The following is a 14,200-nucleotide window of genomic DNA, read 5'->3' on the forward strand; positions in this document are numbered from 1 at the left end:
ACTCAATCCCTGGATCTACGGTTAAATATCGATTTATTAACAAACAACACACCTGATGGCAGCAGTGTAGCCCAAAGGTGAGAATGATTCATAGGCAATTCCATTTCTTCTCTTTGATTCTGAGCGGTAGAATGGTTACAAACTCGAAGCTTATTAATACGGAAAATTTATGCGCATTCACATATTAGGTATCTGCGGCACTTTTATGGGCGGCCTGGCAATGCTGGCCCGCTCATTAGGTCATGAAGTGACAGGAGCGGATGCTAACGTGTATCCACCAATGAGCACGTTGCTGGAGAATCAAGGGATCGATTTAATTCAGGGATATGACCCAGCTCAACTGAGTCCCACCCCGGATTTAGTGATCATTGGTAATGCCATGAGCCGTGGTAACCCTTGTGTTGAAGCAGTATTAGAGCAAGGCATCCCTTATGTTTCCGGCCCACAATGGTTACATGACCATGTATTGCCAGAGCGCTGGGTATTAGCGGTGGCGGGTACACACGGAAAAACCACCACTGCGGGTATGGTGACCTGGATTCTGGAAGCCTGTGGTTATGAACCGGGATTCGTCATTGGCGGAGTGCCGGGTAATTTTGATGTATCAGCACGTTTAGGTAATAGCCCATTCTTTGTCATTGAAGCTGATGAATATGATTGCGCCTTCTTTGATAAGCGCTCTAAGTTTGTTCACTACAGCCCAAGAACGCTGGTTATGAATAACCTTGAGTTCGATCATGCGGATATTTTTGACGATCTGAAAGCTATCCAGAAGCAATTCCATCATCTGGTACGTTTAGTGCCAGGGAAAGGCAAAATCATCGTGCCGGATAATGATAATCACCTGAAGCAAGTGATGGCGATGGGCTGCTGGAGTGAGCAAGAGTTGGTCGGCGAAACTGGCAGTTGGTCGGCGCGCAAAGTATCAACCGATGCCAGTGTTTATGAAGTGTTTCTTGATAATAAATTAGTGGGTGAGGTCAGCTGGTCACTGGTGGGTGAACACAATATGCATAACGGTTTGATGGCGATCGCTGCCGCCCGTCATGTGGGGGTTTTACCCGCCGATGCTTGCAAGGCACTGGGTGATTTTATTAATGCTCGTCGCCGGCTGGAATTGCGGGGTGAAGCTCATGGTGTCACGGTTTATGATGATTTTGCTCACCATCCAACCGCTATTCTTGCCACTCTGGCGGCACTGCGCAGTAAAGTGGGTGGGACTGCGCGTATTTTGGCTGTTTTAGAGCCACGTTCTAACACCATGAAATTAGGGCTATGTAAAAATGAGTTAGCACCTTCATTAGGCCGTGCGGATGAAGTGTTCCTGTTCCAGCCGCAGCATATCCCTTGGCAGGTAGTGGAAGTGGCCGAAGCTTGTATTCAGCCTGCACATTGGAGTGCTGATATTGATGCGTTAGTCGATATGATCGTGAAAACAGCACAACCGGGTGATCACATTCTAGTGATGAGTAACGGTGGTTTTGGTGGGATTCATAACAAATTGCTGAGCGCTTTGGATAAAAAAGCGGAGCAAGAAGCTCTATCGCAGGATTAAGTCGGATAAAAAAAGCCCCCGCGATAGCGGGGGTAAAGGGTTCGTCGGATAGACGAGGGATTATTCGGATGTGGGCTGACTTCAGCCAATACCTTGTTGCAATCAATACTCTATTCAATAAGCTAAAAATTAGTATTTATCTTTATTTTCAGTCTATTGAATAAATCATCAAGATACGAAAGTATGCCCCTCTGAGCGGGGCATTTACTTTCACTGCTGGCGCTTAATCTTATTTGTAAATCTTAGCTGTGGCGTGCCAACCATTGTCTTGATGCATACCAATGATTTTGTATGCCGTAGCGCCTTCACTATCAGCTTTTTTCGCGATGGCCTGCTCAATATCAGAAGGAGCACCGGTAATCGCGCTCACACTGACTGCGCCTAAATCAGTCATTTTGCTTGCTTGGGCGGCATTGATTGATTCCGCAGCAGATGCGCCGAAAGCAACAACAGAAAGTAAACTCAGGGCTGCCAGAGTAGTTTTGATTTTCATGATTTTTCCTTAATCAGATTCAACAATCCAAAAGTACTTTTAATGATTCTGGTACTTTTAGTTTATTGTTTTTACTGTTTATTTAATTTTTTTCAATTTGGGCTTCACGCCATTTTTGATCTATCTATCGCGAATTACTGGTAAATCTTGGCAGTGGCATGCCAGTTATTTTCTTCTCGCACTTCGATCACTTTGTAAGCTTTAGCGCCCATAGCATCAGCTTTATCAGACAGCGCCTGACGAATATCGGATGGTGCGCCGTTAAGGCCACTGACGGTAATGGTGCCCATTGGTTGTAATTTTGCAGCCTGATTCTCATTGATAGAATCTGCTGCAAAAACACCAAATGACAGTACAGAGAGAATGCTGGCGGTTGCGATGGTAGTTTTAATATTCATGTTATTGCCTCTATTTATTCTTTATCACTTTGCATGAAGTGTGATTTACGTCACGAAAATGAGTATACATCTAGTAACTGAGAATATTAATAGCAAGCTAATAATATTTAAGGTCACTTTATCGTTAGTGACTACTTTTTAAGAACTAAAAGGAATAAAAAGTGATTAAAAAACAGCACGCTCAAGTAAAAACTTAATGTTTTCAATTGAATAAGCGTTTTTGACTAAAAGTGCGTTAGTCAGTGGTAGGTTTGACTGTAAGGGAGAGATAAGCAGAATTATTTTGTGGCTTAGACCGAAATCAGTAGTTATATGCCCTGGTTAAAGGCTATGAAGGTATGATTAATCGGATAACGGTGACAGGGATACAGTGCGGCGCAGAAGGCCGCATCTATATACATCAGACATAAAGATGTGGAATTAAAGCTCTTGTTCGAATAGCCCAAGAATGGCTTCATGCAGTTGTTTAACCGTAAAACCTCTGGCAGGCGTTGTGAAAATGGTATCGTCACCAGCAATACTGCCTAAGATCCCTTCAGCCTTACCTAATGAATCCAGCAGGCGGGCGATCAGCTGTGCCGCACCAGGGCTGGTATTAATCACAACGACTGAATCATTATAATCGACATCCAAGACCAGATTTTTTAGTGGGCTACTGGTTGTTGGCACCCCCAATTCTGCGGGTAAGCAGTAAACCATCTCCATTTTGGCATTACGCGTTCTAACCGCACCGAATTTGGTTAGCATACGTGAAACTTTGGATTGGTTGATATTTTCGAAGCCTTCTTCCTGCAAGGCCAAAACGATCTCACCTTGAGAACTGAATTTCTCTTCTTTCAATAACGCTTTAAACGCTTTGATAAGATCTTCTTGTTTTGCGGGATTACGCATTTTCTATGCCTTGATCAGTCAATAGTGAATAGGATTATTATGCATATAAATGAATTTTTATTCAACATGACTATGGAGTATTGGTGATAAAAGCACTGATATCAAGGTGTGGTGAAATTTTCATATCATCTTACTGTTACGATTATGCTAAATCAGTTTTTATCAACATTCGGCGTGAGTAACTAAAATGTTATTAAAATGATGTTGTTCTGATGTAACGGAAGGGTGTAATGTAACCGCCGATTAACCTGTCATGAATACTTCAGTAAATTTTAGAATAATGTGCGCTATATCATTAATGAATAAGCGATTTACTCTAAAATGCATACGTCTTATGCGCCTTTTTGATGCGTGATATCTCAATCTGACTGTTAATAGATTGTGTTTAAAATCACAATAAATTAAGGTGCCTAAATAGATGAATTCACGGCAAATTTAAATTAAATATAAAAAGGAGTATAGGATGAAAGTTGCAGTTCTCGGTGCCGCTGGTGGTATCGGCCAGGCCCTCGCTCTTCTACTCAAGACCCAGCTTCCTTCAGGTTCAGACCTCTCATTATATGATATCGCGCCAGTGACTCCCGGTGTTGCGGTTGATCTGAGCCATATCCCGACCGCTGTTAATATTAAAGGCTTCAGCGGCGAAGATGCTACCCCAGCCCTTAAAGGGGCCGATATTGTTCTGATTTCTGCGGGTGTTGCACGTAAACCGGGCATGGATCGTTCAGATCTGTTCAATGTTAATGCTGGCATCGTCCGTAATCTGGTTGAGCAAATCGCGCGTACTTGCCCGAAAGCATTAATCGGTATCATTACCAACCCAGTTAACACGACAGTAGCGATCGCCGCAGAAGTACTGAAAAAAGCCGGTGTTTACGACAAGAATAAATTATTTGGCATTACGACACTGGATACCATTCGCTCTAATACCTTTGTTGCTGAACTGAAAGGTAAGCAACCTCAAGATATCGAAGTGCCGGTTATCGGTGGCCACTCTGGTGTTACCATTTTGCCATTGTTGTCACAAATTCCAGGCATTAGCTTTACCGAGCAAGAAGTGGCTGACCTGACTAAACGTATCCAGAATGCGGGTACTGAAGTTGTTGAAGCAAAAGCCGGTGGCGGGTCAGCGACTCTATCGATGGGGCAGGCTGCGGCACGTTTTGGTCTTTCTCTGGTTCGTGCTCTGCAAGGCGAAAGCAATGTTGTTGAATGTTCTTACGTTGAAGGCGACGGTAAATATGCCCGTTTCTTTGCTCAGCCAATCCTGTTAGGTAAAGAGGGTGTTGCTGAACGTAAAGACATTGGCAAACTGAGTGCGTTTGAACAGCAAGCGCTAGAAAGCATGCTTGATGTATTGCACAAAGATATTGAGTTGGGCGAGCAGTTCGTCAATAACAAGTAGTAGCAGGGGCTTAAAGCTGCCCCTGAGATAATATTATCAACCGCCGAAGCTATGCATCGGCGGTTTTTTTATGCCCGAAGAATAGCCGGCCGTATCCTCACTTTTCGGTCAAGAAGAACCCCTGTTTTCGGATCAAAATAGCGTGTTGGCCAAATTTCGGAAGGATGAATCTCTAAACATTCGGCAATCAACCATTCCCCCTTTGGCCAAGGGCGAGTTAACGCATTGGCAAGAGTGGAGGAACTTAACCCTGCCTCACGAGAGAGGGCGGCTAAAGTTGTGCCTTTTTTACGTAGTGCGGCAATGATGTCTGCTGGGTGCCAATCAGATTTCCTTAAAATCATCTTTAATCCTTTTTTTTTCTAAGCAGCTGACGTGTTAGTGATATAAATAACAGTACATTGTTAATCGTACTGTGAACAGAAAGTGACCATTTAGAAAGATCATACCATTTATTTTCTAAAAGATTTTAAATGTTTTCTAAATATTCCTTTTTTGTGTCGCAACGCATATTAGGAAGCAACACCATGAAAAAAGAGTGGTTTGCCGCTAAGGAACTGGCAGGTCTTGAGGGATTACCCTCATCACCACAAGGCATTAACCTCATGGCGAAACGTGAGGGGTGGGAACAGCGCCGTCGTCGTGGCGTTCAAGGGAAGGCGGTGGAGTATCATGTTGAAAGTTTACCTTCCACCATACTGAATTCATTACATTTAAGAGAAGAGCCGGCACAGTATACGCCAGTACGGCAAGACCCATTAGCCCTATGGATAGAGGCTTACTATCGTTTTACGGAGGCTGAACGGGAGCAGGTTATTACCTTTATTTTTCGTGAAGGAGCTAAAAGCCTGATCGAGCAATTGAGAATCGATTAAGCCCGCCAGATGTGCACTTTGTGCCAGGAACTTGCTACAGCAGCTCATTGATAGAGAATGGATATGAAAAAACAATGGATTACCGCTGCTGAGCTTATTGGTATTGGCGGGTTGCCTAAAACGCCTGCAGGGGTTAATGGTCGAGCCAGAAAGGAAGGTTGGGAACGCAGACGTAAACTTGGGGTGCAGGGAAAGGCGGTAGAATACGCTATCGAGGGGCTACCATCTGATGTACTGAGTGTTTTACGCTTGAAAGAAACCCCCGCGGAATATGTTGTGCAGCGCAATGACCCATTGGCTATATGGATTGAAGCTTACAATCAACTCACTGATGCTGAGCGCTCGCGAGCTATTGCATTTTTGCTGCGGGAAGGGGTAGGAACACTGATGAAACGTTTGGATTAATAGCAAAAAAGATAAACCCGGGCGGCAAAGCGCGGGTTTCTTAATGGTTTCTCAAAAATCGCGTTGTACGGCAATGTGCGCTAAACCCTCAAGAGCCAGACGGTATTCACTTTCAGGGAGAATCTGTAACGCAGCAATAGCTTTGTCAGCCTCTTCCTCTGCACGCCGACGGGTATAGTCAAGTGAGCCACACTGCTGCATTGCAGCCAATACGGGTTCGAGTAAATGGCGGCCATTGCCTTGTTCAATTGCTTGCCGAATCATGGCTGCTTGTTCCACTGTGCCATTACGCATGGCATGCAGTAGGGGCAATGTAGGTTTACCTTCATTGAGGTCGTCACCGGTATTCTTACCCAAAGTGGTGCCATCAGAGCTGTAATCGAGCAGGTCATCAATGAGCTGGAATGCAGTACCCAGATAACGGCCATAATTCTGTAACGCTAACTCCTGCGTTTCAGTGGCATCCGCCAGCACGGCCGCAGACTGTGAGGCTGCCTCAAACAAGCGAGCCGTTTTGCTGTAAATAACCTGCATATAGTTTTCTTCAGTGATGTCTGGGTTATTACAGTTCATTAACTGTAAGACTTCACCTTCAGCAATAACGTTTGTGGCTTCTGACATCAAAGTAAGAACGCGCAGTGATTCGAGGCCGGTCATCATCTGGAATGAGCGCGTATAGATATAGTCGCCCACCAATACACTGGCGGCATTACCAAATGCCGCATTAGCCGTCGCTTTACCACGGCGCATATCAGATTCATCGACCACATCATCATGCAGCAAGGTCGCTGTGTGGATAAATTCAATCAATGCCGCGACAGTGATATGCTTACTGCCTTGGTAGTGCAACGCACGGGCCACCAAAACGGCGATCATAGGGCGAATTCGTTTCCCGCCACCACTGATAATGTAATGGCCCAATTGATTGATGAGAACAACATCAGAGTTCAACTGGTCGAGAATTGTTGTGTTTACTGCCGCCATATCCGGCGCGGTTAACTCGATAATCTTTTCTAGGTTCATTGTTATATTCAGCTGTTTTTCTCTTTAACTGCGATGAGATTACCGCCCACATTATTACATGACGTTCCCTGAGACTATGATTGTACTTGAAAAATCCATCAAATAAACATGATGTAAGAAACTGTGCTTTTTTTCTTCGCTTGGGCTGATTATATACTTGTCATTCACTACATTTTTGCGTAGAATTCGCGCCCTATTGTGAATATTTATAGTGCGCTCTGGACTACAAAAGTGGAGTGCACGGAAAGCGGAGTTTTATATGTACGCGGTTTTCCAAAGTGGTGGTAAACAACACCGAGTAAGCGAAGGTCAAACCATTCGCCTGGAAAAGCTGGACATCGCAACTGGTGAAACTGTTGAGTTTGACCAAGTTCTGATGATTGCTAACGGTGAAGAAATCAATATCGGCGCTCCTTTAGTCGATGGTGGCAAGATCAAGGCTGAAGTAATTGCTCACGGTCGTGGCGAGAAGATTAAGATTGTTAAATTCCGTCGTCGTAAGCATTACCGTAAGCAGCAAGGTCATCGTCAGTGGTTCACTGATGTTAAAATCACCGGTATCAGCGCTTAAGATTTAGGAGAGCGGATAAATGGCACATAAAAAGGCTGGTGGCTCGACTCGTAACGGTCGTGACTCCGAAAGTAAACGTCTTGGCGTAAAACGTTTTGGCGGCGAAGCAGTTCTGGCAGGCAGCATCATCGTTCGTCAACGTGGAACTAAGTTCCATGCAGGCACCAACGTAGGTTGCGGTAAAGACCATACTCTGTTTGCTTTGGCTGACGGTAAAGTCAAGTTCGAAGTTAAAGGCCCGAAAAACCGTAAATTTATCAGCATCGAAGCTGTATAAGTTTTTCGCGTCCTGTAAATAGATGTAAGCCCTGCAATTTCGTTGCGGGGCTTTTTACATTTCAGGGTTAACCCCCTTCGGTAAAAAATGGATACGAAGCAGCAGGCTGGTTTAGGTATTTTTTTGGCACTAACCACTGCCGTATTCTGGGGTGCCTTGCCGATCGCAATGAAGCAAGTGCTTGAGGTGATGGAGCCTTTTACCATTGTTTGGTATCGCTTCACGATGGCGGCTATCGGCTTGGGGATTATTCTGGCTTCGCGTCGTCAGCTACCCTCGCTTACACTTTTTCGCCAACGTCGCTGGCTGGTATTACTGATAGTTGCGACGTGTGGCCTGCTGGGGAATTTCATCTTCTTCAGTTCATCATTACAATATCTAAGTCCGACGGCATCCCAGGTTATCGGGCAATTATCACCAGTCGGTATGATGGTTGCCAGTGTGTTGATTTTAAAAGAGCGGATGCGCATTACCCAGGTTATTGGTGCGGGTATGCTGATTTGCGGCTTGTTGTTATTTTTTAATACCAGTCTGCATGAAATCTTTACCCGTTTGACTGATTATACGCTTGGCGTGGCATTGGGTGTCTGTGCAGCGGTTGTTTGGGTCAGCTATGGTGTCGCCCAGAAGGTGCTATTAAGGCGTATGGCATCGCAACAAATCCTATTATTGTTGTACACTTTATGTGCAATTGCATTATTCCCAATGGCGAAACCAGCCGTTATTTTTCAGCTAAATGGGTGGCAGTTTGCCTGTTTACTATTTTGTGGGGTTAATACCCTGGTGGGTTACGGTGCTTTGGCTGAGGCCATGGCGCGCTGGCAGGCAGCTCAGGTAAGCGCACTTGTCACATTGACGCCGTTGTTTACCTTGTTTTTTTCAATTCTATTGGCGCTGGCCTGGCCAGAAATGTTTGCTGCACCGTCCCTCAATCTTGTGGGATACGCAGGCGCATTCGTGGTAGTGGCCGGCGCAATGTTTTCCGCAATTGGACATCGTTGGTGGCCACGTCGGACAGAAATAAACCTGGTTGCTCCGCAAAAGCAGCGGCCCGGTGAATGATTTACGGAGAAAGTAAATGAAGTTTGTTGATGAAGCTACTATTTTGGTTGTAGCCGGTGACGGTGGTAACGGTTGTGTCAGCTTCCGCCGCGAAAAATATATCCCTAATGGTGGTCCTGACGGTGGTGATGGTGGTGATGGTGGCGATATTTACCTGCTGGCCGATGAAAACCTTAACACGCTGATTGATTACCGTTTTGTGAAGTCTTTCCGTGCTGAACGTGGGCAGAATGGCCAGAGCCGTGACTGTACCGGCAAACGTGGTAAAGATATCACCATTAAAGTCCCGGTTGGTACCCGCGTACTGGATCAGGGTACGGGTGAGATTGTGGGTGATATGACCCGCCATGGTCAGGTTCTGATGGTCGCGAAAGGGGGGTTCCATGGGTTAGGGAACACTCGATTCAAATCATCGGTAAACCGTGCGCCACGCCAGAAAACCATGGGTACTGAAGGCGAAACACGTGAATTGATGCTTGAGTTGTTGCTGCTGGCTGATGTGGGGATGTTAGGTTTGCCAAACGCGGGTAAATCCACCTTTATTCGTGCGGTTTCTGCGGCTAAACCAAAAGTAGCTGATTATCCATTTACGACATTGATCCCAAGTCTGGGTGTGGTACGAATGGATCATGAGCAGAGCTTTGTGGTTGCCGATATCCCCGGTTTGATCGAAGGCGCATCAGACGGTGCTGGTCTGGGTATTCGCTTCCTGAAGCATCTGGAACGTTGTCGTGTACTGTTGCACTTGGTTGATCTGGCTCCGATCGATGAATCAGATCCGATTGAGAATGCCAAAGTCATCGTTAATGAGTTACAGCAATACAGCGAAAATCTTGCAGAGAAGCCACGCTGGCTTGTTTTCAATAAGATTGACCTGATAGGTACAGAAGAAGCTGAGGTCCGCGCTAAGGCCATTGTAGAAGCGCTGGGATGGGAAGATAAGTACTACATGATTTCCGCAGCAAATCGCGACAATGTAAACGCGCTGTGCTGGGATGTCATGAAATTCCTTAACACCCAACCTAAAGCTATGGCCATTGCAGAAAGTGCGCCAGAAAAAGTTGAATTCATGTGGGATGATTATCACCGTGAACAACTGGCTGAAGTGGAAGCGGCAGCGGTAGAAGAAGATGACGACGATTGGGATGAGGAAGATGATGACGGCGTAGAGTTTATCTACGAACGTTAAATTTCCGGTTGTTGTGAGTCATAACGTTGTTATGAGTATAAATGAGGGCTGCCACTTCACCTGTGGCGGCCCTTTTATTTGAACACCTAATGGGCGACACTAGCTAAATGGAGGTAACGCCGTGCCATGGGTGACGGCAGGTATCCAGCATTGCGCCTGCAGTCCTGAACGGTCTGGGCGGTTCTCCAGTGTTAACCTGCCTTGGTGCAGTTGAACAATACGGATCACGATATTTAGCCCTAACCCACTGCCGCCATAGCGTTGATCCATACGACGAAACGCTTGAGTCAGTTCACCCGCCTGTTCTGGTTTTATTCCCGGCCCTTCATCCATCACTTGCAGAATGGCACCCAAGTTTTCAGTAACGAGTTTGACTGAAATCTGGCTACCAACCGGGCTATAACGATGGGCATTTTCAACCAGATTTCGCAACATCAGGCGCAGTAGCGTGGCGTCACCTTCTGTCTTGGCATAAGGCGGAAATTCCCACTGGATAGTTTGTTGCCGAAGATCACACATTTCCTGTAATTCATCTTGCAGTGGCTGCACCACATTTTCAGTCCAATCAAGAGATTGATATAGGCCACTAGCAAAATTTTGGCCTGCTCTGGAGAGTGTCAGTAACTGTTCAATAGTATGCATCAATAAGTCGATGCGACTAATCAATGAGTTACTTTCAGTGATCCCTTGTTGTTCCATCAACTCAAGGTGCAGACGAATCCCGGCCAGAGGTGTGCGTAACTCATGTGCGGCATCGGCAGTGAACAGGCGTTCTTGCGCAATAGTATTAGAGAGCCGGAATAACAACTGGTTAAGTGTCGATGTTACAGAGACGATTTCTTGCATATCGCTCTTAACAATCACTGGGGTGAGATTATCGGCTGAACGTTCAGCCAGCTTTTTTTGCAATTGATCCAGTGGACGAATAATCCAACTGATCGCCCAGAAAGAGAGCAAAAGGGTGATGGCCATCATGATGAGCGACGGCGCAAGCAGTGATGCAATGGCTTCCGCTATTTCCGTATCAACCCGCTCATTACGCGCTTGTGCGCTAAGGGTTTCATCAACCAGGAAGCTGATTTGCTCCTGACTTTCATGCCATAACCAAAAGGCACTGATCAACTGGGTAACCAATAATATTAACGCCAGCATTAAAATCAGACGGCGTCGCATACTGATCATGATTGTGCCTCCAGACGATAGCCAATACCCCTTACGGTACGAATACGATCTTTGCCTAATTTGCGGCGAAGATTATGGATATGCACTTCTAGCGTATTGGAGCCGAGATCATCATTCCAAGTATACAGATCCTGCTGTAATAACTCACGGTTAACGGTTTGACCGGCCCGCATAATTAAGCGCGAGAGGATCGCAAACTCCTTGGGCGTGACTTCCAGCGGCTGATCCTGCAAACAGACTTGCTGTGTTGATAAGTTAAGGCTCAGGTCATCTTGTTGCACCAAATTGTCACTTTGCCCCTGATAACGACGAATCAATGCGCGAACGCGTGCCAGTAACTCGGCTAACGCGAAAGGTTTGATAAGGTAATCGTCAGCACCGGCATCCAGCCCGTCAACCCGATCTTCCAGTGCATCACGGGCGGTGAGGATAAGTACCGGTAAGGTGACATGCTGGCGCCGCCATTGACGCAACAACACGGCACCATCTTGATCCGGTAGGCCGAGATCGAGGATTACCATGCTGTACTGACTGGTGTGTAATAAACTGTGTGCTTCGGCTGCGGTACCGGCACAGTCACAGGCATAGCCCTGATTGGTCAGGGCCATAGCTATCCCGCGTTGCAGCAGTTCATCATCTTCAACAATCAGTAGTTTCATAATTTTTAATTATTCTGATAGATGTCTTTATACAGGCGGCTTTCGAAGCGAACCAAAGGTGCCCGACGATTTTTTTGATCTTCAGGTGGTACGGCGTAACCCGACAAGAATTGGACAAATGCCATGCGTTGCCCACTGGCGGTAGTAATAAATCCGGCCAAATTGTATACGCCTTGTAGTGCACCGGTTTTGGCCGAAACTTTGCCATCAACACCCGCTTCATGCAGGCCACCACGATAACGTAATGTACCGTCATAGCCCGATAATGGCAGCATTGAGATAAAATTAAGTTCTTGATCATGTTGAGCTATATATTGCAAAGCTTGCATCATGGTTGCCGGTGAAATGAGATTATGACGTGACAAACCCGATCCATCCACGACAATACTGTTCCCCAGATCCACACCGGCCTTCTGGCGCAGAACCTGACGCACCGCATCGGCACCGGCGCGCCATGTGCCCGATACACCAAATCGCTGATGACCAATGGTCCTGAATACGGTATCGGCAATCATGTTGTCAGACTTTTTCAACATGATTTTCAGTAAGTCATGTAACGGTGCTGACTGCGCTTGCGCTAGCACGGTGCCAGCGGCATTGGGGGTCGTCTGCCGGCGTAGGCTGCCGTCAATCTGAATATCCGCTTTTTTCAGTTCATCTTTCAAGATGGCACCGGCATAGCTGGCACCATTTTGTACTGCAAAGGCCAGAGGCAGCGGTTCACTGCGTTGTGTCAGGCATCCGGTAAGCGTGAATCGGTTTAATTCGCCTGGAACGACATCTAACTCGCAATATTGCGCATCTGGTGAACCTTTAGCTAAAGTACGTACTTCACTGAACATTTGCACCGGATAATAGGATGCAACTCGGATAAATGCCATGTCACCCGGATTAGGTGCGCTGTATAGTGAGACTGAAAAACAGTTACGATCGACAATGGCCGCCGCAGGTGGGGCACTAAAACATTGTGTCATATCGTTCCACGGCCAACCGGGTGCTTTGTCGTGGCTGGCAAAAACCGACGTATCAATGATCAAATCACCTGCAACTTGTTTTACACCGGCTTTTCTTAGCGTAGCCACCATATTACGCAACTGCTGGCGTGTTAAAGTGGGGTCACCATCAAAACGTGCAACTAAATTGCCGCGCAACACACCGTCGGTGATCGGACCGTGACTTTCTAGTGTGGTATTGAAGCGAAAATCAGGTCCAAGCTGTAGCAAAGCGGCCAATGCGGTCAGGACTTTTTGCGTACTGGCGGGTAAGGCCATCTGCTGAGCGTGATAGTCTATTGCTGGGGTCGTAGCCCCGATTTTTTGTACTACTAACGCAAGATTTGCCCCATCAGGCAGATACTGTGTGTAATTTTCGACCTGAGCCGCATTGGCGTTAGATATGCTGATATTGATCGCAATAGCACAGGCCAATCCACTGACAATTCGTGAAAAATGCATAATTTCGGTATAACTGCTGAATAACGTGTTGCCATACTACGGTGCAACGAGGGCGAAAGTAAACGATGACCCTAAAGGAACTCTACGTTAAAATGCATATCAAAATGCAGAATTGATCCTGACTTGGGGTTTTGGCTCCGGGGTGATTTTTTTTGTTTATCGCCTGGAGGCGGGTAGGCTATCAAACTAGCCGCATTTTCATTCGAAAACGTTAGGATGACGGTTTTTTGAACAGGATAGATTTAGAGGTATTTAAAAGATGAAACAGATTCCGATGACGGTAAATGGCGCAGAGAAACTGCGTGAAGAGCTGGATTTTTTAAAAGGCGTTCGTCGCCCTAAAATTATTGCTGATATCGCCACTGCCCGCGAACACGGTGACTTGAAAGAAAATGCGGAATATCATGCAGCCCGCGAGCAACAAGGGTTCTGTGAAGGCCGGATTCAAGAAATAGAAGCAAAACTCTCTAATGCGCAGGTGATTGATATCACCAGAATGCCTAATAATGGCCGCGTTATTTTTGGTGCCACGGTTCGTGTATTAAATGTGGATAGCGAAGAAGAGCAGCAATACCGGATTGTGGGTGATGATGAAGCGGATTTTAAACAAAATCTTATTTCGGTTAACTCACCTATCGCTCGTGGCCTGATTGGTAAGGAAGTCGATGACGTCGTTGTTATTCGAACTCCAGGCGGCGAAGTAGAATATGAAATTCTTAGCGTGGATTATGTGTAATACTTGTCCATCTGAGCAGCTATTA

17 protein-coding genes are annotated in these 14,200 nt (G+C 46.1%); 9 read left to right on the forward strand and 8 right to left on the reverse strand.

The genetic code is table 11. From position 1 onward, the window contains the following. Window positions 1-169: 169 nt before the first annotated feature. Window positions 170-1,555 (forward strand): UDP-N-acetylmuramate:L-alanyl-gamma-D-glutamyl-meso-diaminopimelate ligase, encoded by a 1,386-nt coding sequence (gene mpl, locus Q2T71_RS01025; protein WP_372557837.1) that lies wholly within the window; start codon window positions 170-172, stop codon window positions 1,553-1,555. A 229-nt stretch (window positions 1,556-1,784) separates the two neighbouring features. On the opposite strand, the gene Q2T71_RS01030 is transcribed toward mpl, so the two are convergent. The 3 genes from Q2T71_RS01030 to argR all read right to left on the reverse strand — a co-directional run bounded on the left by Q2T71_RS01030 (window position 1,785) and on the right by argR (window position 3,337). Beyond that, window positions 1,785-2,048: a YdgH/BhsA/McbA-like domain containing protein gene (locus Q2T71_RS01030; protein ID WP_083160931.1), complete on the reverse strand. Its 264-nt coding sequence runs from the start codon at window positions 2,046-2,048 to the stop codon at window positions 1,785-1,787. Between the two features lie 134 nt (window positions 2,049-2,182). Further along, complete coding sequence (gene yhcN / locus Q2T71_RS01035) at window positions 2,183-2,446, reverse strand: peroxide/acid stress response protein YhcN (protein WP_372557838.1); 264 nt, start codon at window positions 2,444-2,446, stop codon at window positions 2,183-2,185. Window positions 2,447-2,866: 420 nt separating this feature from the next. Continuing rightward, window positions 2,867-3,337: a transcriptional regulator ArgR gene (gene argR, locus Q2T71_RS01040; RefSeq protein ID WP_004707043.1), complete on the reverse strand. Its 471-nt coding sequence runs from the start codon at window positions 3,335-3,337 to the stop codon at window positions 2,867-2,869. Between the two features lie 463 nt (window positions 3,338-3,800). Between argR and mdh the strand changes: the two genes are divergently transcribed. After that, window positions 3,801-4,742 (forward strand): malate dehydrogenase, encoded by a 942-nt coding sequence (gene mdh, locus Q2T71_RS01045; RefSeq protein WP_083160927.1) that lies wholly within the window; start codon window positions 3,801-3,803, stop codon window positions 4,740-4,742. Window positions 4,743-4,810: 68 nt separating this feature from the next. Here mdh and Q2T71_RS01050 read toward each other — a convergent pair whose 3' ends face one another. Further along, window positions 4,811-5,086 carry a helix-turn-helix transcriptional regulator gene (locus tag Q2T71_RS01050; RefSeq protein WP_083160925.1) on the reverse strand — a complete coding sequence of 92 codons (276 nt, stop codon included), beginning with the start codon at window positions 5,084-5,086 and terminating at the stop codon, window positions 4,811-4,813. Window positions 5,087-5,269: 183 nt separating this feature from the next. On the opposite strand from Q2T71_RS01050, the gene Q2T71_RS01055 reads away from it, so the two are divergent. Both Q2T71_RS01055 and Q2T71_RS01060 read left to right on the forward strand, forming a co-directional pair. After that, the gene (locus Q2T71_RS01055) at window positions 5,270-5,617 is read left to right on the forward strand and encodes a DNA-binding protein (protein WP_372559808.1); all 348 of its coding nucleotides are present in this window, start codon (window positions 5,270-5,272) and stop codon (window positions 5,615-5,617) included. 63 nt (window positions 5,618-5,680) lie between these two features. Beyond that, window positions 5,681-6,022 carry a DNA-binding protein gene (locus tag Q2T71_RS01060; protein WP_372557839.1) on the forward strand — a complete coding sequence of 114 codons (342 nt, stop codon included), beginning with the start codon at window positions 5,681-5,683 and terminating at the stop codon, window positions 6,020-6,022. A 51-nt stretch (window positions 6,023-6,073) separates the two neighbouring features. On the opposite strand, the gene ispB is transcribed toward Q2T71_RS01060, so the two are convergent. Beyond that, on the reverse strand, window positions 6,074-7,045 hold the full coding sequence (ispB, locus tag Q2T71_RS01065; protein WP_372557840.1) for an octaprenyl diphosphate synthase: 972 nt from the start codon (window positions 7,043-7,045) through the stop codon (window positions 6,074-6,076). 259 nt (window positions 7,046-7,304) lie between these two features. Here ispB and rplU point away from each other — a divergent pair, with 259 nt between their 5' ends. The 4 genes from rplU (at window position 7,305) to cgtA (ending at window position 10,144) form a co-directional block, all read left to right on the forward strand. Further along, on the forward strand, window positions 7,305-7,616 hold the full coding sequence (gene rplU, locus Q2T71_RS01070; protein ID WP_005186422.1) for a 50S ribosomal protein L21: 312 nt from the start codon (window positions 7,305-7,307) through the stop codon (window positions 7,614-7,616). A 19-nt stretch (window positions 7,617-7,635) separates the two neighbouring features. Beyond that, window positions 7,636-7,893, forward strand: coding sequence for a 50S ribosomal protein L27 (gene rpmA / locus Q2T71_RS01075; RefSeq protein ID WP_083160917.1), 258 nt, complete (start codon window positions 7,636-7,638; stop codon window positions 7,891-7,893). Between the two features lie 87 nt (window positions 7,894-7,980). Next, entirely contained in the window at window positions 7,981-8,955 is a 975-nt protein-coding gene (locus tag Q2T71_RS01080; protein WP_372557841.1) for a DMT family transporter, read from the forward strand. Window positions 8,956-8,971: 16 nt separating this feature from the next. Then, on the forward strand, window positions 8,972-10,144 hold the full coding sequence (gene cgtA / locus Q2T71_RS01085) for an Obg family GTPase CgtA (protein ID WP_083160913.1): 1,173 nt from the start codon (window positions 8,972-8,974) through the stop codon (window positions 10,142-10,144). Between the two features lie 99 nt (window positions 10,145-10,243). On the opposite strand, the gene pmrB is transcribed toward cgtA, so the two are convergent. From pmrB to dacB, 3 genes are read right to left on the reverse strand one after another with little or no spacing between them, the layout of a single operon-like run. Continuing rightward, window positions 10,244-11,326 carry a two-component system sensor histidine kinase PmrB gene (gene pmrB / locus Q2T71_RS01090; RefSeq protein ID WP_372557842.1) on the reverse strand — a complete coding sequence of 361 codons (1,083 nt, stop codon included), beginning with the start codon at window positions 11,324-11,326 and terminating at the stop codon, window positions 10,244-10,246. Then, a complete protein-coding gene (gene pmrA / locus Q2T71_RS01095; protein WP_005186436.1) occupies window positions 11,323-11,985 on the reverse strand; it encodes a two-component system response regulator PmrA in 663 nt (220 codons plus the stop codon). Before pmrA ends, pmrB begins: the two co-directional genes overlap by 4 nt. A gap of 5 nt (window positions 11,986-11,990) precedes the next feature. After that, the gene (dacB, locus tag Q2T71_RS01100; protein ID WP_372557843.1) at window positions 11,991-13,439 is read right to left on the reverse strand and encodes a serine-type D-Ala-D-Ala carboxypeptidase; all 1,449 of its coding nucleotides are present in this window, start codon (window positions 13,437-13,439) and stop codon (window positions 11,991-11,993) included. A gap of 259 nt (window positions 13,440-13,698) precedes the next feature. Between dacB and greA the strand changes: the two genes are divergently transcribed. Then, complete coding sequence (gene greA, locus Q2T71_RS01105) at window positions 13,699-14,175, forward strand: transcription elongation factor GreA (protein WP_005186441.1); 477 nt, start codon at window positions 13,699-13,701, stop codon at window positions 14,173-14,175. The last annotated feature ends 25 nt before the right edge of the window (window positions 14,176-14,200 follow it).

Origin of the sequence: Yersinia sp. 1652 StPb PI (assembly GCF_041538345.1) — a bacterium.
Lineage (GTDB): Bacteria > Pseudomonadota > Gammaproteobacteria > Enterobacterales > Enterobacteriaceae > Yersinia > Yersinia enterocolitica_E.

Excerpts from the sequence above, each read along its gene's own strand:
- Q2T71_RS01030 (WP_083160931.1), bottom strand. The coding sequence starts at position 2,048 with ATGAAAATCAAAACTACTCTGGCAGCCCTGAGTTTACTTTCTGTTGTT.
- rplU (WP_005186422.1), top strand. The coding sequence starts at position 7,305 with ATGTACGCGGTTTTCCAAAGTGGTGGTAAACAACACCGAGTAAGCGAA.
- rpmA (WP_083160917.1), top strand. The coding sequence starts at position 7,636 with ATGGCACATAAAAAGGCTGGTGGCTCGACTCGTAACGGTCGTGACTCC.
- ispB (WP_372557840.1), bottom strand. The coding sequence starts at position 7,045 with ATGAACCTAGAAAAGATTATCGAGTTAACCGCGCCGGATATGGCGGCA.
- yhcN (WP_372557838.1), bottom strand. The coding sequence starts at position 2,446 with ATGAATATTAAAACTACCATCGCAACCGCCAGCATTCTCTCTGTACTG.
- cgtA (WP_083160913.1), top strand. The coding sequence starts at position 8,972 with ATGAAGTTTGTTGATGAAGCTACTATTTTGGTTGTAGCCGGTGACGGT.
- pmrA (WP_005186436.1), bottom strand. The coding sequence starts at position 11,985 with ATGAAACTACTGATTGTTGAAGATGATGAACTGCTGCAACGCGGGATA.
- Q2T71_RS01050 (WP_083160925.1), bottom strand. The coding sequence starts at position 5,086 with ATGATTTTAAGGAAATCTGATTGGCACCCAGCAGACATCATTGCCGCA.
- mdh (WP_083160927.1), top strand. The coding sequence starts at position 3,801 with ATGAAAGTTGCAGTTCTCGGTGCCGCTGGTGGTATCGGCCAGGCCCTC.
- dacB (WP_372557843.1), bottom strand. The coding sequence starts at position 13,439 with ATGCATTTTTCACGAATTGTCAGTGGATTGGCCTGTGCTATTGCGATC.
- mpl (WP_372557837.1), top strand. The coding sequence starts at position 170 with ATGCGCATTCACATATTAGGTATCTGCGGCACTTTTATGGGCGGCCTG.
- Q2T71_RS01060 (WP_372557839.1), top strand. The coding sequence starts at position 5,681 with ATGAAAAAACAATGGATTACCGCTGCTGAGCTTATTGGTATTGGCGGG.
- pmrB (WP_372557842.1), bottom strand. The coding sequence starts at position 11,326 with ATGATCAGTATGCGACGCCGTCTGATTTTAATGCTGGCGTTAATATTA.
- greA (WP_005186441.1), top strand. The coding sequence starts at position 13,699 with ATGAAACAGATTCCGATGACGGTAAATGGCGCAGAGAAACTGCGTGAA.
- Q2T71_RS01055 (WP_372559808.1), top strand. The coding sequence starts at position 5,270 with ATGAAAAAAGAGTGGTTTGCCGCTAAGGAACTGGCAGGTCTTGAGGGA.
- Q2T71_RS01080 (WP_372557841.1), top strand. The coding sequence starts at position 7,981 with ATGGATACGAAGCAGCAGGCTGGTTTAGGTATTTTTTTGGCACTAACC.
- argR (WP_004707043.1), bottom strand. The coding sequence starts at position 3,337 with ATGCGTAATCCCGCAAAACAAGAAGATCTTATCAAAGCGTTTAAAGCG.